23 protein-coding genes and 1 tRNA gene are annotated in these 21,679 nt (G+C 70.7%); 18 read left to right on the forward strand and 6 right to left on the reverse strand.

Annotated elements, in window-relative coordinates:
• Positions 1-224: 224 nt before the first annotated feature.
• Both AC1DIW_RS11220 and hisS read left to right on the forward strand, forming a co-directional pair.
• Positions 225-926 (forward strand): MBL fold metallo-hydrolase, encoded by a 702-nt coding sequence (locus AC1DIW_RS11220; RefSeq protein WP_442280772.1) that lies wholly within the window; start codon positions 225-227, stop codon positions 924-926.
• Positions 923-2,290: a histidine--tRNA ligase gene (gene hisS / locus AC1DIW_RS11225; protein WP_478108192.1), complete on the forward strand. Its 1,368-nt coding sequence runs from the start codon at positions 923-925 to the stop codon at positions 2,288-2,290. Before AC1DIW_RS11220 ends, hisS begins: the two co-directional genes overlap by 4 nt.
• A 21-nt stretch (positions 2,291-2,311) precedes the next feature.
• Here the strand turns inward: hisS and AC1DIW_RS11230 are convergent, their stop codons facing one another.
• Positions 2,312-2,923, reverse strand: coding sequence for a hypothetical protein (locus tag AC1DIW_RS11230; protein ID WP_478108194.1), 612 nt, complete (start codon positions 2,921-2,923; stop codon positions 2,312-2,314).
• A 214-nt stretch (positions 2,924-3,137) separates the two neighbouring features.
• Between AC1DIW_RS11230 and ald the strand changes: the two genes are divergently transcribed.
• From ald to AC1DIW_RS11285, 11 genes are all read left to right on the forward strand, one after another.
• Complete coding sequence (ald, locus tag AC1DIW_RS11235) at positions 3,138-4,253, forward strand: alanine dehydrogenase (RefSeq protein ID WP_478108196.1); 1,116 nt, start codon at positions 3,138-3,140, stop codon at positions 4,251-4,253.
• On the forward strand, positions 4,250-5,233 hold the full coding sequence (xerD, locus tag AC1DIW_RS11240) for a site-specific tyrosine recombinase XerD (RefSeq protein ID WP_478108226.1): 984 nt from the start codon (positions 4,250-4,252) through the stop codon (positions 5,231-5,233). The genes ald and xerD overlap by 4 nt, the downstream gene beginning before the upstream one ends.
• A gap of 204 nt (positions 5,234-5,437) precedes the next feature.
• Positions 5,438-6,274 (forward strand): ParA family protein, encoded by an 837-nt coding sequence (locus AC1DIW_RS11245; protein ID WP_442280787.1) that lies wholly within the window; start codon positions 5,438-5,440, stop codon positions 6,272-6,274.
• Positions 6,275-6,288: 14 nt separating this feature from the next.
• Complete coding sequence (locus AC1DIW_RS11250) at positions 6,289-7,374, forward strand: segregation and condensation protein A (RefSeq protein WP_478108197.1); 1,086 nt, start codon at positions 6,289-6,291, stop codon at positions 7,372-7,374.
• Positions 7,367-8,032 carry an SMC-Scp complex subunit ScpB gene (gene scpB / locus AC1DIW_RS11255; protein ID WP_478108199.1) on the forward strand — a complete coding sequence of 222 codons (666 nt, stop codon included), beginning with the start codon at positions 7,367-7,369 and terminating at the stop codon, positions 8,030-8,032. Before AC1DIW_RS11250 ends, scpB begins: the two co-directional genes overlap by 8 nt.
• Positions 8,029-9,018: a pseudouridine synthase gene (locus tag AC1DIW_RS11260; RefSeq protein WP_478108200.1), complete on the forward strand. Its 990-nt coding sequence runs from the start codon at positions 8,029-8,031 to the stop codon at positions 9,016-9,018. The genes scpB and AC1DIW_RS11260 overlap by 4 nt, the downstream gene beginning before the upstream one ends.
• 46 nt (positions 9,019-9,064) lie before the next feature.
• Positions 9,065-10,147 (forward strand): prephenate dehydrogenase, encoded by a 1,083-nt coding sequence (locus AC1DIW_RS11265; protein WP_478108202.1) that lies wholly within the window; start codon positions 9,065-9,067, stop codon positions 10,145-10,147.
• Positions 10,148-10,204: 57 nt separating this feature from the next.
• Positions 10,205-10,912, forward strand: a complete 708-nt coding sequence (cmk, locus tag AC1DIW_RS11270) for a (d)CMP kinase (RefSeq protein ID WP_442280780.1) — start codon at positions 10,205-10,207, stop codon at positions 10,910-10,912.
• On the forward strand, positions 10,909-11,601 hold the full coding sequence (locus tag AC1DIW_RS11275) for a lysophospholipid acyltransferase family protein (RefSeq protein ID WP_478108203.1): 693 nt from the start codon (positions 10,909-10,911) through the stop codon (positions 11,599-11,601). Before cmk ends, AC1DIW_RS11275 begins: the two co-directional genes overlap by 4 nt.
• 87 nt (positions 11,602-11,688) lie before the next feature.
• Positions 11,689-13,137, forward strand: a complete 1,449-nt coding sequence (gene der, locus AC1DIW_RS11280; RefSeq protein ID WP_478108227.1) for a ribosome biogenesis GTPase Der — start codon at positions 11,689-11,691, stop codon at positions 13,135-13,137.
• 86 nt (positions 13,138-13,223) lie between these two features.
• A tRNA-Pro gene (locus AC1DIW_RS11285) sits at positions 13,224-13,297 on the forward strand.
• A gap of 350 nt (positions 13,298-13,647) precedes the next feature.
• Here the strand turns inward: AC1DIW_RS11285 and AC1DIW_RS11290 are convergent.
• The gene (locus AC1DIW_RS11290; protein WP_478108205.1) at positions 13,648-13,791 is read right to left on the reverse strand and encodes a hypothetical protein; all 144 of its coding nucleotides are present in this window, start codon (positions 13,789-13,791) and stop codon (positions 13,648-13,650) included.
• A 346-nt stretch (positions 13,792-14,137) separates the two neighbouring features.
• Between AC1DIW_RS11290 and AC1DIW_RS11295 the strand changes: the two genes are divergently transcribed.
• From AC1DIW_RS11295 to AC1DIW_RS11305, 3 genes are all read left to right on the forward strand, one after another.
• A complete protein-coding gene (locus AC1DIW_RS11295) occupies positions 14,138-14,797 on the forward strand; it encodes a hypothetical protein (RefSeq protein ID WP_478108206.1) in 660 nt (219 codons plus the stop codon).
• A gap of 113 nt (positions 14,798-14,910) precedes the next feature.
• Positions 14,911-15,678 carry a YcnI family copper-binding membrane protein gene (locus AC1DIW_RS11300; protein ID WP_478108207.1) on the forward strand — a complete coding sequence of 256 codons (768 nt, stop codon included), beginning with the start codon at positions 14,911-14,913 and terminating at the stop codon, positions 15,676-15,678.
• Positions 15,675-16,271, forward strand: a complete 597-nt coding sequence (locus AC1DIW_RS11305; protein WP_478108209.1) for a copper resistance CopC family protein — start codon at positions 15,675-15,677, stop codon at positions 16,269-16,271. Before AC1DIW_RS11300 ends, AC1DIW_RS11305 begins: the two co-directional genes overlap by 4 nt.
• A gap of 123 nt (positions 16,272-16,394) precedes the next feature.
• On the opposite strand, the gene AC1DIW_RS11310 is transcribed toward AC1DIW_RS11305, so the two are convergent.
• From AC1DIW_RS11310 to AC1DIW_RS11320, 3 genes are all read right to left on the reverse strand, one after another.
• Complete coding sequence (locus AC1DIW_RS11310) at positions 16,395-17,618, reverse strand: hypothetical protein (RefSeq protein ID WP_442281038.1); 1,224 nt, start codon at positions 17,616-17,618, stop codon at positions 16,395-16,397.
• 133 nt (positions 17,619-17,751) lie between these two features.
• Positions 17,752-18,318 (reverse strand): cupredoxin domain-containing protein, encoded by a 567-nt coding sequence (locus tag AC1DIW_RS11315; RefSeq protein ID WP_478108210.1) that lies wholly within the window; start codon positions 18,316-18,318, stop codon positions 17,752-17,754.
• Positions 18,311-18,856 (reverse strand): hypothetical protein, encoded by a 546-nt coding sequence (locus AC1DIW_RS11320; protein WP_442281040.1) that lies wholly within the window; start codon positions 18,854-18,856, stop codon positions 18,311-18,313. Before AC1DIW_RS11320 ends, AC1DIW_RS11315 begins: the two co-directional genes overlap by 8 nt.
• 516 nt (positions 18,857-19,372) lie before the next feature.
• Here AC1DIW_RS11320 and AC1DIW_RS11325 point away from each other — a divergent pair.
• On the forward strand, positions 19,373-19,546 hold the full coding sequence (locus AC1DIW_RS11325; protein WP_478108212.1) for a hypothetical protein: 174 nt from the start codon (positions 19,373-19,375) through the stop codon (positions 19,544-19,546).
• On the opposite strand, the gene AC1DIW_RS11330 is transcribed toward AC1DIW_RS11325, so the two are convergent.
• Positions 19,543-20,250: an MgtC/SapB family protein gene (locus AC1DIW_RS11330; RefSeq protein WP_478108213.1), complete on the reverse strand. Its 708-nt coding sequence runs from the start codon at positions 20,248-20,250 to the stop codon at positions 19,543-19,545. The two genes, AC1DIW_RS11325 and AC1DIW_RS11330, sit on opposite strands and share 4 nt — an antisense overlap.
• 881 nt (positions 20,251-21,131) lie before the next feature.
• Between AC1DIW_RS11330 and AC1DIW_RS11335 the strand changes: the two genes are divergently transcribed.
• On the forward strand, positions 21,132-21,659 hold the full coding sequence (locus tag AC1DIW_RS11335) for a transposase (protein WP_478108214.1): 528 nt from the start codon (positions 21,132-21,134) through the stop codon (positions 21,657-21,659).
• Positions 21,660-21,679 lie beyond the last annotated feature (20 nt).

Genomic DNA, 21,679 nt, shown 5'->3' on the forward strand with positions numbered 1-21,679 from the left:
ACCTCTCCTCGTACGGGCCACATGGGCGGTCCCCGGGCGTCCGGTCATTTTAGGGAACGACGATGGGGCCGGCGCAGCGGGAGGGGTCACGAGTCCGTGACATCTCGGCTCCGAGGCGCGATCGCGCCCCCAACGGCGTCGACCCGGCATACCCCAGCGGTCGACGCCGCCCACCGAGGACGTATGCCGGATGCCCGGGATCGCATCCTCGCTAGGCTCCCAGCGTGCTGACGATCGCGTTCCCCGCCCAGGCCTTCGACACCAACTGCTACGTCCTCGCCCCGCAGTCGGGGGAGGAGTGCGTCATCGTCGACCCGGGGGTCGGGGTCGAGGAGACGCTGCGCGAGATCCTGACAGGGCACCGGTTGCGGCCGGCTGCGGTGCTGCTGACGCACGGGCACGTCGACCACGTCTACTCCGTGACGCCGGTCTGCGGGTCCGACACGGCTGCCTACATCCACGCCGACGACCGCTACCGACTCCACGACCTGCTCGGGCGCAGCAACCCGGGGCTCATCGCGATGTTCGAGCAGCAGTTCGGGGCGGCTGCGACCTGGACCGAGCCGACGAACGTCGTCGAGATCACCGACGGGACCCGTCTGACCCTGGCCGGCATGGAGTTCGACGTGCTGCACGCCCCCGGGCACACCGAGGGTTCGGTCATGTTCGGCATCGACCGCGTCCCGGACGGCATCCGCGATCAGGTCGACGTCGACCGCACGATGGTCACCGGGGACGTCCTCTTCGCCGGTTCCGTCGGCCGCACCGACCTGCCCGGGGGTGACCCCGCCGCGATGCAGCGCAGCCTGCGGGACGTCGTGCTGCCCCTGCCCGACACGACGCTCGTGCTGCCCGGGCACTACCAGGCCACGACGATGGCCCACGAGCGGACCACCAACCCCTACCTGAGAGACTTGCCCGCGTGAGCACGCGTCCCGCCTCGAAGTCCGCTGCCAAGGCCAGCTCCAAGGTCACCCCGATCAGCGGCTTCCCCGAGTACCTCCCGTCCGAGCGCATCGTCGAGCAGCGGTTCCTCGACGTCATCCGGGAGACGTTCGAGCTGCACGGGTTCTCCTCCGTCGAGACCCGGTCCATCGAGCCGATCGACCGGCTCAGCGCGCAGGGCGAGGACGCCGACAAGGAGATCTACGCCGTGTCGCGCCTCGCCGGTGGCGCCGACGACGACGCCCGCTGGGGCCTGCACTTCGACATGACGGTGCCGTTCGCCCGCTACGTCCTCGAGAACGCCGGCAAGCTGGCCTTCCCGTTCCGGCGCTACCAGATCCAGAAGGCCTGGCGCGGCGAGCGGCCCCAGGAGGGCCGCTACCGCGAGTTCACCCAGGCCGACATCGACGTCGTCGACGTGGGCCAGCTCTCGCCGCACTTCGAGGCGGAGATGCCGCTCGTCATCGCCGACGTGTTCAGCAAGTTCCCGGTCGGCGAGTTCGTCATCCAGGTCAACGACCGCAAGATCCCGAACGGCTTCTACCAGGGCATCGGGATCACCGACGTCATCGGGACCCTGCGGATCGTCGACAAGCTCGACAAGCTCGGACCGGAGAAGGTCAAGGCGCTGCTCGTCGAGTCGGGTACGACGCCCGAGCAGGCCGACCAGTGCCTCGCACTCGCCGGCGTCCGCTCGACCGACCTCGGCTTCGTCGAGCAGGTGCGCGCGCTCGGTGTGGAGCACCCGCTGCTCGACGAGGGGATCGAGTCCCTCGCGAACGTCATCCGCACCGGAATGGCCCACGCCCCGGGCAAGCTCGTCGCTGACCTGCGCATCGCGCGCGGCCTCGACTACTACACCGGCACCGTCTACGAGACCCAGTTCATCGGTCACGAGTCGTGGGGCTCGTTCTGCTCCGGCGGGCGCTACGACGCCCTCGCCAGCGACGGGAGGAACACCTACCCCGGCGTGGGCATCTCGATCGGCGTGACCCGCATCCTCGGCCTGCTCATCGGTCGCGGGCTCGTCACCGCGTCCCGGTCGACACCCGCCGCCGTGCTCGTGGCCCTGACCGACGACGAGTCGCGCGAGGGCGCGGTCGCGGTGGCGACGGCGCTGCGCCGACGCGGCATCGCCTGCGAGGTCGCCCCCTCGGCGGCCCGCTTCGGCAAGCAGATCCGCTACGCCGAGCGGCGAGGCATCCCGTACGTCTGGTTCCCCGGCGCGGCCGGATCGGGCGACGAGGTCAAGGACATCCGCTCGGGTGAGCAGGTCCCGGCGTCCGCCGAGTCGTGGACCCCGCCGGCCGAGGACCTCGTCCCGCAGGTCACCCGCGTCGACTGAGTACTCGACGGGAGGAGGGGGTCAGGCGCCGGGCGGTGGGCGCAGGCCCTGGTCGCGCAGCTCGAGCAGGGCAAGGCGCCGGATGACGTCTCGGTCCTGTCGCCGCCAGGCACCTGCCGGGTCCTCGGACACTCGTGCCAGCGCCCGCATCGGCTGGTTCGACATGGCCCGGAGCGCGAAGAGGTCGAGGTCCTCACCGGCGTCGATGAAGCGCTGCGACTGGGTCGCGTTGCGCACGAAGCGAACTCGGACGTAGAGCCACACGGCGAGGACGACCAGGATGGGTGCGAGCGCCATCACGAGGCCGAGCCCCAGGGCGAGCCTGTCGACGGTGTCCGCCATGGACGTCCCCGCCGACTGGAGGGTCGTGCCCGACCCTGCGGCCTGGGTCAGCCACGTCCTCAGCTGGTCGCCCACGAGCGGGATCTGCCCGGCCTGATCGCCCGCGCCGGTGAGGGCGCCGTTGACCGACCGGCCCGCCGACGTGATCGAGTCGGCGGGCGCGCGCAGCTGCTCCACGGTGTCGTGGACCTGGCGACCGGCATACACCCAGAGCCCGATCCAGAGCAGCAGGAGGACGTCGGACAGGATCTGTCGCGTGCGCCGGGCCGGGGTGTCTGCGTAGAGCTTCACGCGCCCCATGGTGGCGAAGACGGCGCCAAAGCACACGTGGGCGCGACGACGGCTGCCTGCACGGCGGCAGGCGCGCGGCGAGTCCGGGGGAGTTCGCCGGCTGCCGACCGGGCCGTGACGGCCACGGATACAGTGGCTTCGCGGCCCCTGAGGGCCCCTTCTCACCGCGGCAACGGCGCCGTGGCCGAGTCAGTCCGGAAGGAAGTGCAGCAGCATGAAGGTCGGCATCCCCCGCGAGGTCAAGAACCACGAGTACCGCGTGGCCATCACCCCCTCAGGCGTCCACGAGCTCGTGGAGAACGGGCACGACGTCCTCGTCGAGAAGGACGCCGGCGTCGGGTCCCAGATCAGCGACGACGACTACGTGGCAGCCGGGGCCCGCGTCATCGGTTCCGCCGACGACGTCTGGGGCGAGGCCGACATGGTGCTCAAGGTCAAGGAGCCCGTGGCCGAGGAGTACCACCGGATGCACGAGGGCCTGACCCTCTTCACCTACCTGCACCTCGCGGCCGACAAGCCGCTCACCGAGGAGCTCGTGGCGCGCAAGGTCACCGGCATCGCCTACGAGACGGTGCAGCTGCCCTCGGGCGCCCTGCCGCTGCTCTACCCGATGTCCGAGGTGGCCGGCTGCCTCGCGCCCCAGGTCGGTGCGCACGCGCTGATGCGCGCGCAGGGCGGGCGCGGCGTCCTCATGGGCGGCGTCGGTGGCGTGGCCAACGCGAAGGTCGTCATCCTCGGCGCCGGCGTCTCGGGGCAGAACGCTGCGAACATCGCCCTGGGCATGGGGGCCGACGTCACCCTGCTCGACACCGACCTCGACAAGCTCCGGATGTCGTTCTGGCGCTACGAGAACCAGGTGCACGGGCTGGCCTCGAACCGGCTCACGGTCCAGCAGCAGGTGCAAGAGGCCGACATGGTCATCGGCGCGGTGCTCATCCCCGGGGCCGCAGCCCCCAAGCTCGTCTCGAACCAGCTCGTGTCGCAGATGAAGCCGGGCTCCGTGCTCGTCGACATCGCCATCGACCAGGGCGGATGCTTCGAGGACAGCCACCCGACGACGCACGCCGACCCGACGTACCGGGTGCACGACTCGGTCTTCTACTGCGTGGCCAACATGCCGGGTGCGGTGCCCAACACCTCGACCTACGCGCTGACCAACTCGACCCTGCCGTATGCCGTGAAGCTCGCCAACCAGGGGTGGCGCGACGCGCTGCGGTCCGACCACGCGCTCGGGCTCGGCCTCAACACGCACGACGGCCACGTCACGTACGCCGGGGTGGCCGAGGCCCACGGCATGGCGTCGGTCAGCCTCGACGAGGCGCTGTCCTGACCGACCAGGTCGTCACCGGGCCACCCGCGGCACCGCTCTCGCGCCTCGAGCGCGACGTCCGCGGGTGGCTCGACCACGTCCGGGTCGAGAAGGGCGCGTCCGACAACACGCTCACCTCCTACGCCCGGGACCTGCGCGCCTACACCGCCTTCCTCGCCGCGAAGGGGATCGACGAGGCCGGCCGGGTCACCGAGGCCGATGTCACCGACTTCCTCGCGTCGCTGCGCGAGCGCGGTCTGGCCGCATCCTCCGCGGCCCGCACCCTCGTGGCGGTCCGCGGCTTCCACCGCTTCCTGGCTCTCGAGGGCGAGGCGGCCGGGGACCCGGCGGCCAACGTCGCCCCGCCCAAGCCGCCCGCACGGCTGCCCAAGGCGATCCCGCTCGAGGCCGTGGAACGCCTGCTCGCGGCGGCGTCGGTCGGCGACACGCCCGAGTCGCTCCGGGACCGGGCGCTGCTCGAGCTGCTCTACGGCATCGGCGCCCGGATCAGCGAGGCCGTCGGCCTCGACGTCGACGACCTCGAGACGGCCGACCCCGGCCTCCCCGCAGGTGGCCCGGCCAGCGGGGGAGGGGCCTCGGTGCGGCTGCGCGGCAAGGGCGGCAAGGAGCGCGTCGTCCCGGTGGGGCGCTACGCCGTGGAGGCCGTGACGGCATACCTCGTGCGCGGCCGGCCGGCCCTCGCCCAGCACGGGCGGGGCGGTCCGGCGCTCTTCCTCAACCAGCGCGGCGCCCGGCTCTCGCGCCAGTCGGCGTGGGCGGTCATCCAGCGCGCCGGCGAGCGGGCCGACCTCACCGAGCACGTGTCGCCGCACACGCTGCGCCACTCCTTCGCCACCCACCTGCTCGACGGGGGAGCCGACGTGCGCGTCGTCCAGGAGCTGCTCGGGCACGCGTCGGTCACGACCACCCAGATCTACACGATGGTCTCGGTGCACCGCCTCCGCGAGGTCTATGCGGGCGCCCACCCCCGCGCCCGCTGATAAGGTCACACGTGATCAGCGCGAGGCTGACCGCAGCATCTCAGGGCAACGCCGAGCGGAGTAGAACACCCGGTGAACGAGGAGTCACACGACACCATGCAGTCCGTGCGGTCCGAGGACCTCGAACAGCCCCGACCCGGCCCGGTCAGCGCCACCCCCCGGGTCGCGCAGCTGCCGGGCACCGAGTCCGCCGGATCCGGCGCGATGGGCCCGACCGGCCGCCCGCTCCCCGACTTCCCGGAGCCCGGGCTGCTCTCGAGCCACGGACCCGCGCGCATCATCGCGATGTGCAACCAGAAGGGCGGCGTCGGCAAGACGACGACGACCATCAACCTCGGTGCGGCCCTGGCCGAGCTGGGCCGCAAGGTCCTCGTCGTCGACTTCGACCCGCAGGGCGCGCTCTCGGTGGGCCTCGGCGTCAACGCCCAGGAGCTCGACACGACGATCTACAACCTGCTCATCGAGCGCGGCCACGACATCCACGACGTCATCCAGCACACCCGCACCCCGAACCTCGACCTCGTGCCGGCCAACATCGACCTGTCGGCCGCCGAGGTCCAGCTCGTCGGTGAGGTGGCCCGTGAGCAGATCCTGGCCCGGGTGCTGCGCCCCGTCATCGACGAGTACGACATCGTCCTCATCGACTGCCAGCCGTCGCTCGGCCTGCTCACCGTCAACGCCCTCACCGCCGCGCACGGGGTCGTCATCCCGCTGGAGTGCGAGTTCTTCGCCATGCGCGGTGTCGCCCTGCTCATCGACACCATCGACAAGATCACCGACCGGCTCAACCCCCGCCTGCAGGTCGACGGCATCCTCGCCACGATGTACGACGGCCGCACGCTGCACAGCCGGGAGGTCGTGCGCTCCGTCGTCGACCACTTCGGCGAGCAGGTCTTCCACACCGTGATCAGCCGCACCGTGAAGTTCCCCGACGCGACCCTCGCCGCCGAGCCGATCACGTCGTACTCCTCGGACCACTCCGGTGCCAACGCCTATCGCCAGCTCGCCCGCGAGCTCGTCGCGCGCGGTGCCGCGGCCTGATCCGTAGTGATTCGATGACCGAGCAGGACACCGTCGGCCGCCCCGCGGTCGACGCCGACGACGCTGCCCTCGCCGAGGTCACTCCGGTCGCCGAACTCGCCGAGGTCGGGGCTGCCGCTCCGGCCGCCCCGACGGAGGAGCTGACCCCCGGCGGCGTCATCACGCGCCGGTCGTCGGCGCCGTTCGAGGTGCACCTCGACGTCTTCTCGGGGCCCTTCGACCTGCTGCTCGGCCTCATCAGCAAGCACAAGCTCGACATCACCGAGGTCGCCCTGGCCAAGGTCACCGACGAGTTCGTCGCCCACATCAAGGCGGCCCAGGCCACCGACAGCGACTGGGACCTCGGCCAGGCCTCCGAGTTCCTGCTCATCGCCGCCACCCTGCTCGACCTCAAGGCCTCACGCCTGCTGCCGTCGGCGGGACCGCAGGACGACGAGGACCTGGCACTCATCGAGGCACGCGACCTGCTCTTCGCCAGGCTGCTGCAGTACCGCGCCTACAAGGAGATCGCCAACACCTTCCGCGACCGGATGGCCACGGCCGGGCGCATCACGCCGCGCCAGGCCGGCCTCGAGCCCGAGTTCGCCAAGCTGCTTCCCGAGCTCGTCATCGCCGTGACGCCCGAGCAGTTCGCGATGATCGCCGCGCGGGCGATGACGCCGAAGGTCGCGCCCACCGTCGGCCTCGAGCACCTGCACACGCCCCAGGTCAGCGTCCGGGAGCAGGCCGCGATCATCGTCGACCGGCTGCGCCACCGCGGCCAGGTCTCGTTCCGGAGCCTCGTCGCCGATGCCGACAGCACGCTCGTCATCGTCGCCCGGTTCCTCGCGCTGCTCGAGCTCTTCAAGGAGGCCGCCATCGCCTTCGAGCAGGCCGAGGCGCTCGGGGAGCTCGACATCCGCTGGACCGGCACGGATGTGGGCGACATCGCCATCGACGACGAGTTCGACGAGGACGACGGCGACGACGGCGACGACGAGGACGATGACGACGTCAGCGACGACAGCGATGGCGGCGCCCGGCACGAGACCAGCGACCCGCGGGAGATCGACGAGCCGGGTGGCGCCGCCGCCCCACGGACAGGAGCAGACGATGAGTGACCAGTCGGCGCAAGGGACGGGCGAGCCCGCCGAGCCCGAGGCGCTCGATGACCGCGAGGACCTGGGCGGTGCCGACGAGCAGATCGCCTTCGACATCAACGACTTCCCGGGCGGGGCCCGCTCGGCCCTGGAGGCCGTGCTCATGGTCGTCGACGAACCCGTGACCGAGGTCGCGCTCGCCTCGGCGCTCGAGCTGCCCGTCGAGGACGTGCAAGGCCACCTGCACGCGCTGGAGGAGGAGTATGCCGCCGCGCAGCGCGGGTTCACCCTGCGCAGCGTCGGGGGCGGGTGGCGCGTCTACAGCCGGTCCGACTTCGCGCCCGTCGTGGAGAAGTTCGTCCTCGACGGCCAGCAGGCCAAGCTGACCCAGGCCTCCCTCGAGACGCTCGCCGTCATCGCCTACCGCCAGCCCGTCTCCCGGGCCCGGGTCAGTGCCGTCCGCGGTGTCAACGTCGACGGTGTCGTGCGCACGCTGACGTCGCGCGGCCTCATCGAAGAGGTCGAGGACCTCGGGGAGAGCGGTGCGATGCTTTATCGCACGACGCCCTACTTCCTCCAACGCATGGGGCTGTCGTCACTCGACGACCTCCCGGCGCTCGCGCCCTACCTACCGGACGCCGACGTCATCGACGAGCTCATCGAGGAAGGACACGCATGAGCGAGTACTCCAGGTCTCCCCGCCAGCCGCGCAAGAAGGGGTCCGGCTCGTCCGGCGGCCCCGGGGGCGCGCGGCGTGGCCGCCCCGCCGCCGCACGAGGCGGCTCCGGGACCAAGGGTCGCACCGGTCGACCGGTCGCGGGCGGCCGCAGCGGTGGAGGCGGCAAGTCCGCCGGCCCGCGCTTCGCCGGCTCGACCAAGGCGAGCCAGCCCACCAAGCTGCCCGACCGCAAGGCCGCTCCCGAGATCGACGTCCACGATCCCGAGGGCGTGCGTCTCCAGAAACTCATGGCGGCCGGAGGCGTCGGCTCGCGCCGCGTCTGTGAGAACCTCATCGAGCAGGGTCGCGTGGAGGTCGACGGGCAGGTCGTCACCGAGCTGGGCGTGCGCATCAACCCGCAGACCCAGGTCGTCCACGTCGACGGCGTGCGCGTCAACCTCGACGAGGACCGCGTCTACCTCGCGTTCAACAAGCCCAAGGGCGTCGTGACCACGATGCACGACGAGCTCGGCCGCATCTCCCTCGAGGACTACGTCGGCAACCGCGAGCAGCGGCTCTTCCACGTCGGCCGCCTCGACGCCGACACCGAGGGCCTGCTGCTGCTCACGAACGACGGGGATCTCGCCCACCGGCTCCAGCACCCGGCGTACGGCGTCCTCAAGACCTACGTGGCGACGATCCGTGGGCCGGTGCAGCGTGACGTCGGCAAGCGGCTGCGGGAGGGCGTCGAGCTCGAGGACGGCCCCGTGAGCGTCGACTCGTTCCGGATCGTCGACCACCAGCCCGGCAAGGCCATGGTCGAGGTGGTGCTGCACGAGGGGCGCAAGCACGTCGTGCGACGGATGCTCGAGGCGGTGGGACACCCGGTCCTCGAGCTGGTGCGCACCGAGGTCGGCCCGATCCGTCTCGCCGACCTCAAGTCCGGGCGCACGCGTCGGCTCAACAAGGCAGAGATCGGCGCGCTCTACAAGGCCGCTGGTCTGTGATCCGGATGTCCCGGCTGGGTGACATCGTGGTCGCTACGCTGGCGTGGTGACCACGCACGTCCGCATCGTCGGCACCGGGCTGATCGGGACCAGCTTGGGGATTGCCCTCTCCCACAGCGGTTTTCGCGTGTCGCTCGACGACCCGTCCCCGACGGCCGTCCGTCTGGCCCGCGACCTGCAGGCCGGCGACGTCGCCGACGACGAGACCGACGCTCCCGACGTCGTCGTCGTCGCCGCACCGCCCGACGTCGCTGCCCGCGTCGTCGTCTCCGCGCTCGACCGGTGGCCCGATGCGGTCGTCACCGACGTCGCCTCCGTCAAGGAGTCGGTGCTGCGCGTCGTGCTCGACTCGGGAGCCGACTCGAGCCGCTACGTCGGCTCCCACCCGATGGCCGGACGGGAGCGCTCGGGAGCGGCGGCTGCCAGGGCCGACCTCTTCGACGGCCGCGCCTGGGTCGTCGTCCCCCACGAGGCGTCGACCGACGCGGCGGTTCGTCGGGTGCGCGAGCTCGCGCTCGCCGTGGGCTCAGCCGTCCGCGTCATGCCGGCGCACGAGCACGACGAGGCCGTCGCTGCCGTGTCGCACGTGCCGCAGCTCGCCTCGAGCATCGTGGCCGCGTGTCTGCGCGAGCTGCCCGAGTCCGCCGTGGGGCTCGCAGGACAGGGGCTGCGTGACGTGACCCGGATCGCCGCCAGCGACCCCCGCCTGTGGACCCAGATCCTGGCCGGCAACGCGCCGGCGGTGCGCGACGTCCTCCGTCACGTCCGCGACCAGGTCGACGACGTCGTCGGCGCGCTCGACTCGCTCGTGGACGCCGACGGGGACGGCGCGCTCGGCACCCTGAGCCACGTCCTCGAGGCCGGCAACCTGGGCCACGCGCGGATCCCCGGCAAGCACGGCGCTGCGCCCGCGGCATACGAGGTCGTCTCCGTCGTGGTCCCGGACGAGCCGGGGTCGCTCGCGCGGCTGCTCACCGACGTCGGGGAAGCCGGCATCAACCTCGAGGACCTCCACCTCGAGCACGGGCTCGGACAGGCCGTCGGAATCGCCGAGATCTCCGTCGTCCCCGCCTCCGTCGAGCCGCTGCGAGCCGAGCTGGCCCGGCTCGGGTGGCGCGTCCACGACTGAGTCCCGGCTCGCGGGCGGACCCCGGACGGGGCCGGTCGAGGCACTATCGTCGTCCGCATGCCGCAGACCCCCGAGGAGCATCTGTCCGGATTCGTCGTCGCCGTGGACGGGCCCTCCGGCTCCGGCAAGTCGAGCGTCAGCAAGCAGGTCGCGCGGTCTCTCGGCTTCGGCTTCCTCGACACCGGCGCCATGTACCGCGCCCTGACGTGGTGGTGCCTCCACGAGGGCGTGGACCTCACCGACGCCGACGCGGTCACCGATGCGGCACAACGCTTTCCGCTGACCATCGGCACCGATCCCGACGCGCCCTCGGTCTCGGTGGACGGCACGGATGTCGCTGCTGCGATCCGCGAGACGCGCATCTCGACCAACGTCTCGGCCGTGGCTGCCGTCATCCCCGTGCGCGAGATCCTCCGGGTCCTGCAGCGCCGACTCATCTCGGAGGCGGCGCGAACACAGGGTGGCGTGGTCGCCGAGGGACGCGACATCACGACCGTGGTCGCACCGGACGCTCCCGTACGCATCCTGCTGACCGCGTCCGAGGAGGCACGACTGGCGCGCCGCTCCACGGAGCTGCACGGAGCAGCCGACGCCGCCGCCGTGGCCGCGACCCGGTCCCAGATCGTCGACCGCGACCGGGCCGACTCGGCCGTGTCGGAGTTCACGGTGGCGGCCGACGGCGTGACGACGATCGACACCTCGCACCTCGACTTCGACGGCTCGGTCGCGGCGGTGCTGCAGGTCGTCGAGGCGGCCCGAGCATGAGCCCCGAGTCCGCACCAGCCGGCTCGGGCACCGCGCTCGCGCCGCACCCTCGTCGGGCCGTCGTCGGTCGCTGGATCGGCATCGGCATCTTCCACACCCTGTACCGCGGTCGGGCCTGGCATGCCGACCGGGTGCCGCTCACCGGCCCCGTCATCCTCGTCGCCAACCACGCGGCCTTCCTCGACGGGCCGTTCGTCTTCTCGCTCTCGCCTCGGCCCGCCAACTTCCTCGTCAAGAAGGAGGCCTTCAAGGGCTTCTTCGGCTGGCTCATCCGCAACGTCGGACAGATCCCGATCGACCGCACCGTGGGCGACCGGGCCGCACTGACGACGGCGACAGCCGTGCTCGAGCGCGGGGGAGCGGTCGGGATCTTCCCCGAGGGCAACCGCGGCGGCGGCGAGGTCGAGCAGGTCAACCAGGGCGCCGCCTGGATCGCGCTGCGCACCGGCGCGACGCTGGTGCCCGTCGCCGTCCGCGGCACCCGGGTCCCGGGCAGGTCGGCCGACGCGTGGCCACGGCCCTGGAGCACGCTCGACGTCGTCTTCGGCGAGCCCTTCGAGCTCGACGTCCCTGACGGCATACCGGGCCGCGAGCGCCTGCGCATGGCCAGTGACCAGCTGCGCGAAGCCCTCGCGTCACACGTACGCTCCGCGCGGTGGGAGAATGGCGCTTCAAAAGACGTTCACTGATTCGAGGACACCGTGACTGACGAGACCGCCCGCCCCATCGACGAGGGCGCTCCGATCTCGACCCCCGACTCCACCGACGGCCCTGTCATGACCCCCGAGGTCGACGACGCCGCCGTGGAGCGCGCCCTGCGCGCCGGGCTCGACGACTTCGAGCTCAGCCCTGAGGACCAGGCGCTGCTCGACGCCCAGGGCCCGCTCTCCGAGGACGGCGCGGCCCAGGGCCCGCTGCCCGTCGTGGCCGTGGTCGGGCGCCCCAACGTCGGCAAGTCGAGTCTGGTCAACCGCATCCTGCGCCGCCGTGAGGCCGTCGTCGAGGACGTGCCCGGCGTCACCCGTGACCGGGTGTCCTACGAGGCCGAATGGGGCGGGCGCCGCTTCACCATCGTCGACACCGGCGGCTGGGAGGCGGACGCCACCGGCATACACCTGCGTGTCGCCGAGCAGGCCGAGATCGCCATCGACCTCGCCGACGTCGTCATGTTCGTCGTCGACGCCACCGTCGGCGCGACGGACGACGACGAGGCGGTCGTCAAGCTCCTGCGTCGTTCCGGCAAGCCGGTCGTGCTCGTGGCCAACAAGGTCGACGACCAGCGCGGCGAGGCCGATGCGGCGATGCTGTGGAGCCTGGGGCTGGGTCAGCCCTTCCCCGTGTCCGCCGTGCACGGGCGGGGGAGCGGTGACGCCCTCGACGCCGTCCTCGACGTGCTGCCCGACGTGTCGGCCCACGGCGCGTACGCCCAGGGTGGCCCGCGACGGGTCGCGCTCGTCGGACGCCCCAACGTCGGCAAGTCGAGCCTGCTCAACCGCCTCGCGGGCGAGGAGCGCGTTGTCGTCGACAACGTCGCGGGCACCACCCGCGACCCCGTCGACGAGCTCATCGAGCTCGGCGGCAAGACGTGGCGCTTCGTCGACACGGCCGGCATCCGCCGCCGGGTCCACCAGAGCCGTGGCGCGGACTTCTACGCCTCGCTGCGCACCCAGACCGCGCTCGAGAAGGCTGAGGTGGCCGTCGTGCTCATCGACGCCGAGGAGCCCATCGCCGAGCAGGACATCCGGGTCGTGCAGCAGGTCATCGACTCGGGCCGCGCCCTTGTCATCGCCTACAACAAGTGGGACACCCTCGACGAGGAGCGCCGCTACTACCTCGAGCGCGAGATCGACAAGGAGCTCGTCCAGGTGCCGTGGGCGCCCCGGGCCAACATCTCTGCGCGCACCGGGCGGCACATGGACCGCCTCGTGCCCGCCATCGAGACCGCGCTCGAGTCCTGGGACACCCGTGTCCCCACCGGCCGGCTCAACGCGTTCATGGGGGAGATCGTGGCTAGCCACCCGCACCCCCTGCGCGGTGGCAAGCAGCCGCGCATCCTGTTCGCGACCCAGGCATCGACGCGGCCGCCGCGCTTCGTCATCTTCGCGTCCGGCTTCATCGAGGCGGGCTACCGCCGGTTCATCGAACGCCGGCTGCGCGAACAGTTCGGCTTCGAAGGCACGCCCATCGAGGTCTCCGTGCGCGTCCGCGAGAAGCGTCGCCGCTGACCTCTGGTCGTCGATGCCGCCCAGGGGGGCCGATTGGGACCAGCGGCACCCGGTGCGCTACTGTTCCTTTCGCCCCGAGGGGCATTCGGGCTGTGGCGCAGCTTGGTAGCGCACTTGACTGGGGGTCAAGGGGTCGCAGGTTCAAATCCTGTCAGCCCGACCGATTGGGGCCTGACCTGTTCACGCAGGTCAGGCCCCGTTCTCATGTCGGCTCCGACTCACGGATCCCTCTGGTGCAGTTTCGTCCGTGGGCCCAGTTTGGGCCCACCACATCGAGAAGGCTGTCCCGGCGTGGGTCAGCGCCTCTGAGTCGGGGTGCAGTAGGTAGCGGCCGGTCACTGCCGGTCCTGGTGCCCGGCGACGCACCAGCTCAACGAGCGCCAGCTGGGTCACCACCTGGTCCCACTTGGTCGCGTCGCGAAGCGTGGCTGTCGTCTGACGCCTCCGCGTGGGCCGGTGACCAGTCGCGATTCGGGATCGCGTCCCACGGCGAGGCGGCCAGTATGTGTCTCACCGGCGCGATGATCGGGACGCGACGACGGGGGCGCCCTTGGTTGCCTTCGTCACCGGGCCGCCGCGACCCGGATAGGTCTGGCGCTTCACATCGATGAGGCGGGCCGACAGGTCGATGTCACGCAGGTGCAGCCCAGACACCTCACCGGGTTTGCGCGGTGACCGAAGCTCTCGGCGCTGGGTGGTGCCGCGCCGAAAGTGCTTCTGGCCCCGGGCGCCAAGGAGAGGGCCGTCGACAGTCCGGGCGTCGGCATCCATTTGTAGATGAGCCAGAACCGAAGCTCCTCACCGGTCGACGTCTGGCCCCGGTTCCCTCCCTTGCGGCAAGGGTCGAGTTCGAGTGCCTACTGGGTGGGCGCGCTACCGGATGTTCATTGCGCATGAGCAAGACCCCGCGGTGACCGACTCTGTCGAGCTAACCCATCCGAGCTCGGGTCGGCCGCTACCCGGGTGAGGTCGAGGAGCGGGCAGTCGCTACGGTTGATCAGTGCAGACACCGAGCCGAGGGGCTGCGCGGGTGGTCCGCGCAGGAATCCTCGGCTCTGCTTCGCTTCTGCTCGCCGCTGGCGCGCACCTGATCGGCGGCGGCCAACTTCCCGGGCTGCCGGTCCTCGCGTTCCTCGTGTTGATGGCCGCCCCGGTCGTTCTCTTCGTCACCGCCCGGCGGTGCCGCCTACCTCGAGTGCTGACTGCGCTCGGAGTCGAGCAGGTTCTGCTGCACGCTGCGCTCTCCGTGACCGCGGGTGCGTCCACGTGCGGTGTGAGCGTGGTCACGGCTTCGGGTCACCACGCGATCGTCGTGACCGGCGGGACGTGCGGCTCGATCAGCGCGACGGGTGCGGCTCATATGCCCCCAGCGGGGTTGCCGCCCGGGTCGATGGCCCACCTGATGGGCTCGTGGCCGATGCTGGCGGCTCACCTCGTGGCGACCTTGTTCACCGCCGCGGTGCTTGCCCGGGGCGAGGCTGCCCTCTGGGCGCTGGCCGACCGGATCGTGCCGCGCTCGTTGCCGTCCGCCCGCCCTGTTGCGGTCGAAGCTCGCCCCGCTGGGCCGGGCGCTGCGGTGCTGGGGCCGGTCCTGTCCTGGTGGGCCGATGGGACGTCGCCGCGCGGGCCGCCGGCGCGCGTCGTGCCGGGCCTGGCCTGACCACGTCGCCTCGTTGTGGCGTCGGGTCGGGTGCGGCGTCCGGTTCTGGACGCACCCACCCTTGGTGCTTCGCCGACCGTGCGGAGCCCTCCCAACGGAATACGAGGAAACCCATGACCACCCGTGCGCGCTTTGCGCTTCCCACCCCTGCCCGCCGCTCCACCCGCCGCTCAGGGCACCGCCTCGTCGCGACCCTGAGCCTGGCTGCCGCGCTCGTCGCCGGCTCCGCAGCGGCCGCCCAAGCCCACGTCCACGTCGATTCGGACAGCACCGCCTCCGGGTCCTTCAGTGAGCTGGCTTTCCGGGTCCCCAACGAGTCCGCGACCGCAAGCACCGTCAAGGTCTCGGTCGAGCTACCGACCGACAAGCCGTTCCTGTCGGTCTCCGCAAGGCCGCTGCCGGGCTGGGACGTCTCCCTGACCAAGGCACCGCTGCCGAAGCCGATGACGGTCGACGGGACCACCGTCACCAAAGCCGTGCGCACCGTGACCTGGACCGCGCGCCCCGGCACCCAGATCGGGCCCGACCAGTACCAGGAGTTCGACCTCTCGGTGGGCCCGCTGCCCGCTCCCGGGCTCGTCCTGATGCCTGCCACCCAAACGATGTCGGACGGGTCGGTCGTGCACTGGGACCAGCCGACGCCGCCCTCCGGCGTCGAGCCGGAGCATCCGGCTCCCTCCTTCACCGTGACGGCTGCGACGGTTGCGTCTGGACACGACAGCGCCGCACCCGCCGCGTCGACGGGTGCCACAGGTCAGGACAGCGCCGGCGGCGACACCCTCGCCCGCACGCTGGGGGGCATCGCCGTCGTCCTGGCGCTCGGCGCCGCGGGAATCGCGGTGGCCGGTCGTCGGCGTCAGGTGACAGGGACCCGGCCGTGACAGTCCGGCTCGCGGGCGCGACCGGGCATGTGGGGACTTGGCGCCCAGTTGCCGCCCTCACCTCCGCGCTGCTCGTCCTCCTCGGTTCGGCGGTCACCCTCGTGGTGGCCGCCGGCCCGGCCGCGGCCCACGACGTCCTCGTCTCCACCGCACCAGCGAACGGCTCCACGGTCGCGCAGACTCCGAGCAAGATCGTGCTCACCTTCACCGACCCGGCGCTGTCGATCGGGACCCAGATGGTCGTGACCGGCCCTGCCGGATCGGTGGCCATCCCCAAGCCACGCCTCGTGGACAACACCGTCGTGCAGGACCTGCCCGGATCCTCCCCGGCGGGGCGCTACACGGTCCTGTGGCGAGTGACCTCGGCCGACGGTCACCCCGTCTCGGGTCAGATCTCCTTCACCTCACGCGCGGCCAGCGCCCCCAAGGCGCCCGAGACGACAGGGACCACACCGGTCGTTGAGCACGCGACAGCGTCGGGATCAGGACTGCCCGTCGGGGCCATCCTGGTCGTGCTCATCGTGCTCGCCATCCTCGCCGCGACGGGCTGGGAGGTTCAGCGGCGCAGGGCACGAGGCACCAAGGGCATGTGAAACGGGGCCGGCCGCGGGATGGCCGGGGTTGGCGGCGGAAGCCCGAACTTGCCGTGCCCAAACGCGTTCGTGCCACCGGCCTGGGGCGGCCTGCGTGCGACCTGGCAAGTATCCGGTCGAGTCTCAACTGGCGAAGAGCAGCAGCAGCCCACCGCACGTGTAGATGACCATCAGGGCGAGCATGGGTAGCTGCCCGAGCAGCGCGCCGCGCCGGTCGAAGCGCGCGACGGCTCGCTCGTGGGCGTGGACGATGCCGAGGAGGTGGCCCAGCACGATCGCGGCCGCCTGCAACGTCGCCACGAGGGTGGGGGCGATGAGGTCGGAGTTGGGCATGAGGAGCCGGGTCCCGAGGTAGTCCGCGCCGGTACCGAGGGGGTCGGACAGCAGGGTGAGCGTGTGCTGGCCGGCGTAGACGCCGAGGGACCAGTAGTGCGCGACGGCGTAGCCGGCGGCAATCGGCACCAGGGACGGCGCGAACACGGTGGCCATGCCTCGGGCGTCCGTACCTGAAAGGACCGCACCGGCCCAGCCGGCGAGCGACACGGTGCCGATAACGAAGAGGGTCATGGCGCCCAGTCCGGCGGTCTGGGTGAGCACCGGAACCGGCGATGCCTGGGAGAAGGTGAACCAGGCCGGGTTGGCCGAGAACCCGTCGTAGGCGGTGCTGCCGAGCATGACCGCGACGGTGCCCAGCAGGCCGGTTCGGACCTGGATCTGCTCGAGACCGGCCAGAGGACTGCGCAGCACCCAGCGCCTTTCGGACCGGTGTCCGAGCATGCTGAGCGCCCCGTAGAGCCGCGACAGGACCTCGAACGGGTCGGCCCACCGGAACCAGGTCCGCCCGAACACGAACGCCCCGAGTAGGTCCAGGACGACGAAGAGCGCCACGGCCGATCCGAGCACTGCCTGTGAGGTGCGGTTCGGGGCGACGAGCTCGAGCCACGTGAACGCGAACAGCCCGAGCGCGGCGGGCCAGTAGCCCAGCCGGTAGCGCAGGATGGCGGCGTCCGGGTCCACCCGGGCCATGCGGCATACGGCCAGATGGATCCAGCGGATCGGGTTCAACACGACCCACACCGGCCCGAACAGGAGCGACAGGGCCAGGACCCCCACCCACAGCCAGACGAACACCAGGTAGGGGGCCGGGTTGTTGGCATCGTCCACGCCGAAGGCCAACGCGGCGACCGTCACCGCGAACAACAGCAGCGACACCGCGGCGGCAACCGCCCGCACCACCCGCGAATCGAGGAACGCGGCCACGAAACGGGGCAGGAGCACGCCGTGGTGGTCCCGCACCCGAGGCTCACGCCAGAACACGACCAGGGCGACGAACGAGAGGACCAGCACGACCGCAGCCCCGACGATCAGGTACCCGAACGGAAGAGGTAGGTCCTTCCGGCTGCCCACCCCATGCGCAGGGATCAAAGCAGGTGCGCTCGTCAACAGCGAGTGAGACGAAAGAGCCAGACTCGTCACGGCGTCAGCTGACCGCGATCTGCAGCAGCGTCAGCGCCGGGTGGTGCATCTCGACCTCGTAGACGCCAGGAACGTCGCCCTTGAGCTGCAGGGTCACGGGAACGCCGGCCTTGATCTCCTTCTCGACTTCGAACCCGTGCGCATGAACCTCGTCGTCGTGGTCGCTGGTCACCACCACGTTGATCGTCTCGCCCACCTTCAAGGGGATCGTCGCCGGCGCCGGCGTGATCGTGCTGCCCTTGACGGTCACCTCGACCGTCCGGCCCGAGGCCGTCGTGCTCGACGTGGCACCCGCCGGGGCGGAGCTCGTAGCGGTCGTGGAGCCTTGCGCGGATGTTGCCGCTCCGGCCGATGGAGACGCCGTGGAGCAGGAGCCGAGCGCGAAGGCGACGGCCAAGGACGTGATGGAGGCCAAAGAGGCACTCAACGGACGGCTGATCGGCATACGTGCGCCTTTCCAGGTATGGGTTGGGACGCGCAGACGCGCGACACCAAGAAGGTAGACGGATAATCCGGGTGAAAGTAGCGAAAACCAGACCGGCGCGCCTTCCCACCGGACCAGCTCAGACATCGACCGTTCTTGAGCGCCGCCGTAGCTCGACCACGACGACGAATATGAGTAGACCGAAGGCCACGATCACGGCGCCCATCAGGATGACCCCGACGTGGCTCCTTGCCGTGGTGGGACGCTCGAGGCTGTTGGGTAGCGCAGCGACGACGGTCAGCTTCGACACCTCGCCCGCGCCGCTGAGAGTGAAGTGAACGGTGCGCACCCCGCGCGTGTACGTCACGGCGTCGACTTCAAGGTCCCACTGTCCCTCGTCCAGCGGGATGTCTGTGACGTACTGCCCCGGGGCCCCGCTCGCCCCGAACTTGAGCTGAGTCGTCTGACCCGAAGAGCTGTCTCTGACAAGCCCAAGGACGTCTTCGTCGACGACCGGGTCGCCGTCGTCGTAGCGGACCTCAGCCTGCACCCTCACCCCGCCCGGGGCGGGGACGACGGCCACGTTGATCAGCGAGTTCTTGTTGTGGGCGGGCGCGATCGCTGGCCCTGCATAAGCGCTGACCTCGCCGACCGCACCCACCAGCGCCAGTGTCACCAGCACCACGGCGCACACCCTCGCATAAGCGATGGGAAACCACGTGGCAAGGGACATGCCCTCCGTCCGCCGGATCATTGGCAGAAGGGCAGCAGGCGGCCGCGGCGAAGATGGACGACCACGAACCCCGTCATCGTGCGAGCGGTCATAGATCGTCCTCCCCGTCGAGCAGCCAGGCGCGAACCGCCGCGCGCCTTCCTGAAACGACGGTAGGGACGAAAGGGGTGCATGGGCGCCGAATGTGGGAATGTCGCTGGTTTTGTCATCTTCCGGTCATGATCGCTACCCGGTCCGGGTTCGTCGTGGCCTTGTCCGTTGCCGGGAAGCCAGTGCCATTGACCTGCAGCTCGCCCCACCCGCAGCAGACGAGGCCTACGCCAGCTCGACCCGACCAGGCAGCAGCACTACAACCCCCATGGGCCCGTCTCCCAAGTTCATGCGCGGGGCACTCGGCGTGCTTCTTCGTCCAGCGCAGCCGAGGGTGCATGAACTGCTCGCACCGGGGGCGAACGCCAAACACTGTCAGTGCTTTTGGCTGCTGGCGGCTCCGCGATTAATGCCTCCACGGAGGCCCAGCAGCAGGTCTTCGACCTGGTCATCGCAGCACCCGAACCCAACCGCGTCAGGTTCCGCAGCCAGAAGCTTGCCGCCTCACGCCTCGAGACCGGTGTCACCAACGTCATGAGCAACTACACCTAGTCCGGACGTCCTTCGCCGCTCAGAACGCGCAGGGACTGCACGCTCGCCAGGTCCGTGATCTCCTCGACGAGGTCGCTGACGAGCTGAGGGGTCGCCTCGAGCTGAACAATCGCGCGCACCGTCGTCTCGGCACCCTCCTGCCGGAAGGTCTTCGCGTCGAGAACGGTGGCCGTAACGCCGTGCTCAGCAGCCAACCCCAGGGCGACCGGCAGCGCCCCTTGACCTGCCGTGTACCGCATGAGCAGCGTCGTGCTCACCGGGTCTGCCTGCATCCGTCGCCCCAGCTTCCCCAGGACGGTCACCGTGAGCAGGTGGCAGCCGGTGGCCATGACAGCGAGCGCCGGCATGCCTGCGCCACAGGCCATCCCGACAGCGGCCGTCAACCATATCGAGGCCGCGGTCGTCAGCCCGGACACGCTTCCTCGGCGCACGAAGATGACCCCGGCTCCTAGAAAGCCAATGCCCGACACGATCTGCGCCGCGATCCGCGATGGGTCGACTGCTGCGCCCCGGCCTGTGACGTCCGCGAACCCGTAGGCGGACACCAGCGTGAAGACCGCCGAGCCGACGCCGACGAGCGTATGCGTTCGCAGACCTGCGCTCTTGAAGCGCCGGTGGCGCTCAAGGCCGATGATCGCCGACAGCACGAACGCCAGCCCGAGCAAGGCCGTCTCGGTCCAGGTCGTGGCGCTGACCCACCTCATACTCTCTGCGTACCCACGAGGGAGCCGCGATGAACGAGCGCCTTCTGCACTCGCAACCAACCCTGCGAGGGCCGGCCTCGCCAGCCATGCGCGCGAGAACGAGTGAAGGCGGCGGCGCTGAGCCAGTGTGACCGGCACGCACCCTAGCGCGATGTCCGGCATGCCCCGCTTTGGGCTGGATCCCAGGCCGTGAGGGTAGTGGGCCGCTCGGAGCATGGGTTCTCGCGCCAGCGACGAATAGGCGGCAAGAGAGGGATGTGGCGACGCGCCCGGTTGCGGCGGAAGGACTGTGAGGATCGCCAAGGCAGCCTGATGGTGCTGGGCTGTGGTTGGTGACCGCGAGTGTGACCCCCGGAATGACTGGCTTCGTGCCTTTGTTGCGACYTGTCCGCTCGTGGTCACCGGCCCCGGCCCGGTTGGAGGAGCTGGCCTGATCAGGAGCTTGACCATCTGGCGTTAGAGGCGCCGGATGTGTCTCATCACAGTCCTGCCGAGCCTCCGTCCCGGACCGGAACCACGTCCCGTCCGGCGAAGCGGGCCTGGGCGATCGAGGGGACCGGCGGTCATGGCGCCGGTCTGAGTCGTCACCTGCTGGCGATGTCGKAGCTCGTCATCGAGTTGGATCGGCCGAAGCGGGTTGCGCGTCGCAACGGCGCGAAGACTATCCGCTCGACGCGATCCGCGCTGCGCGTGAAGCGATGGCTCGACCGCGGTTGGGAACTCCTCGCACCGGGGGCGAACGTCAAGCACTGTCAGTGCTTTTGGCTGCTCGCCGCTCCGCGRTSAAYGCCTCCACCGAGGCGCAGCTGCAGGTCTTCRGCCTGRTCATCGCCGCGCCCGAGCCGATCCGAGTCAGGTTCCGTGGCCAGAAGCTYGCCGCGATGCTCAACACCGCCGCGAGCCTGCGAGTGCACGCCTCCTGGGACACCGAGACGACCAGCACCGTGGTGGCGCTGCGGACCTTGGCTCGACGCGCGCACGCGATGCTGAAAGAGGCACGGGAGCTGCAGAAGGCGATCGTGGCCATCATCCGCAGCTGGCGTCCTGACCTGCTCGAGGAGTTCGGCGTCGGACCGATCGTGGCCGCGACGGTGTTGTGCGCCTGGTCCCACCCCGRCCGTATCCACTCCGAGGCGGCGTTCGCGATGCTCGCCGGCGTGGCACCGATCCCGGCGAACAGTGGCCAAGTCACCACCCGCTATCGGCTCAACCGGTACGGCGACCGCCAGCTCAACAACGCACTGCACACCGTGGTCCAGAGCCGGATCCAGTACCAGCCAGCCACCCGCGAATACGTCGCTCGCCGCACTGCCGAAGGCAAGACCGGCCGAGAAATCAAACGCTGCCTTGCCCGCTACGTCGCCCGCGACCTCTATCGCCTACTCGAAAACACCACGACAGGCGCTTGACGAAGCATAGGAGCGTCGCA

This window comes from Terrabacter sp. 01T434, from assembly GCF_056398545.1.

Excerpts from the sequence above, each read along its gene's own strand:
- AC1DIW_RS11315 (WP_478108210.1), bottom strand. The coding sequence starts at position 18,318 with ATGTCTGAGCTGGTCCGGTGGGAAGGCGCGCCGGTCTGGTTTTCGCTA.
- der (WP_478108227.1), top strand. The coding sequence starts at position 11,689 with ATGACCCCCGAGGTCGACGACGCCGCCGTGGAGCGCGCCCTGCGCGCC.
- AC1DIW_RS11260 (WP_478108200.1), top strand. The coding sequence starts at position 8,029 with ATGAGCGAGTACTCCAGGTCTCCCCGCCAGCCGCGCAAGAAGGGGTCC.
- AC1DIW_RS11245 (WP_442280787.1), top strand. The coding sequence starts at position 5,438 with ATGGGCCCGACCGGCCGCCCGCTCCCCGACTTCCCGGAGCCCGGGCTG.
- AC1DIW_RS11275 (WP_478108203.1), top strand. The coding sequence starts at position 10,909 with ATGAGCCCCGAGTCCGCACCAGCCGGCTCGGGCACCGCGCTCGCGCCG.
- ald (WP_478108196.1), top strand. The coding sequence starts at position 3,138 with ATGAAGGTCGGCATCCCCCGCGAGGTCAAGAACCACGAGTACCGCGTG.
- AC1DIW_RS11330 (WP_478108213.1), bottom strand. The coding sequence starts at position 20,250 with ATGAGGTGGGTCAGCGCCACGACCTGGACCGAGACGGCCTTGCTCGGG.
- scpB (WP_478108199.1), top strand. The coding sequence starts at position 7,367 with ATGAGTGACCAGTCGGCGCAAGGGACGGGCGAGCCCGCCGAGCCCGAG.
- cmk (WP_442280780.1), top strand. The coding sequence starts at position 10,205 with ATGCCGCAGACCCCCGAGGAGCATCTGTCCGGATTCGTCGTCGCCGTG.
- AC1DIW_RS11300 (WP_478108207.1), top strand. The coding sequence starts at position 14,911 with ATGACCACCCGTGCGCGCTTTGCGCTTCCCACCCCTGCCCGCCGCTCC.
- AC1DIW_RS11250 (WP_478108197.1), top strand. The coding sequence starts at position 6,289 with ATGACCGAGCAGGACACCGTCGGCCGCCCCGCGGTCGACGCCGACGAC.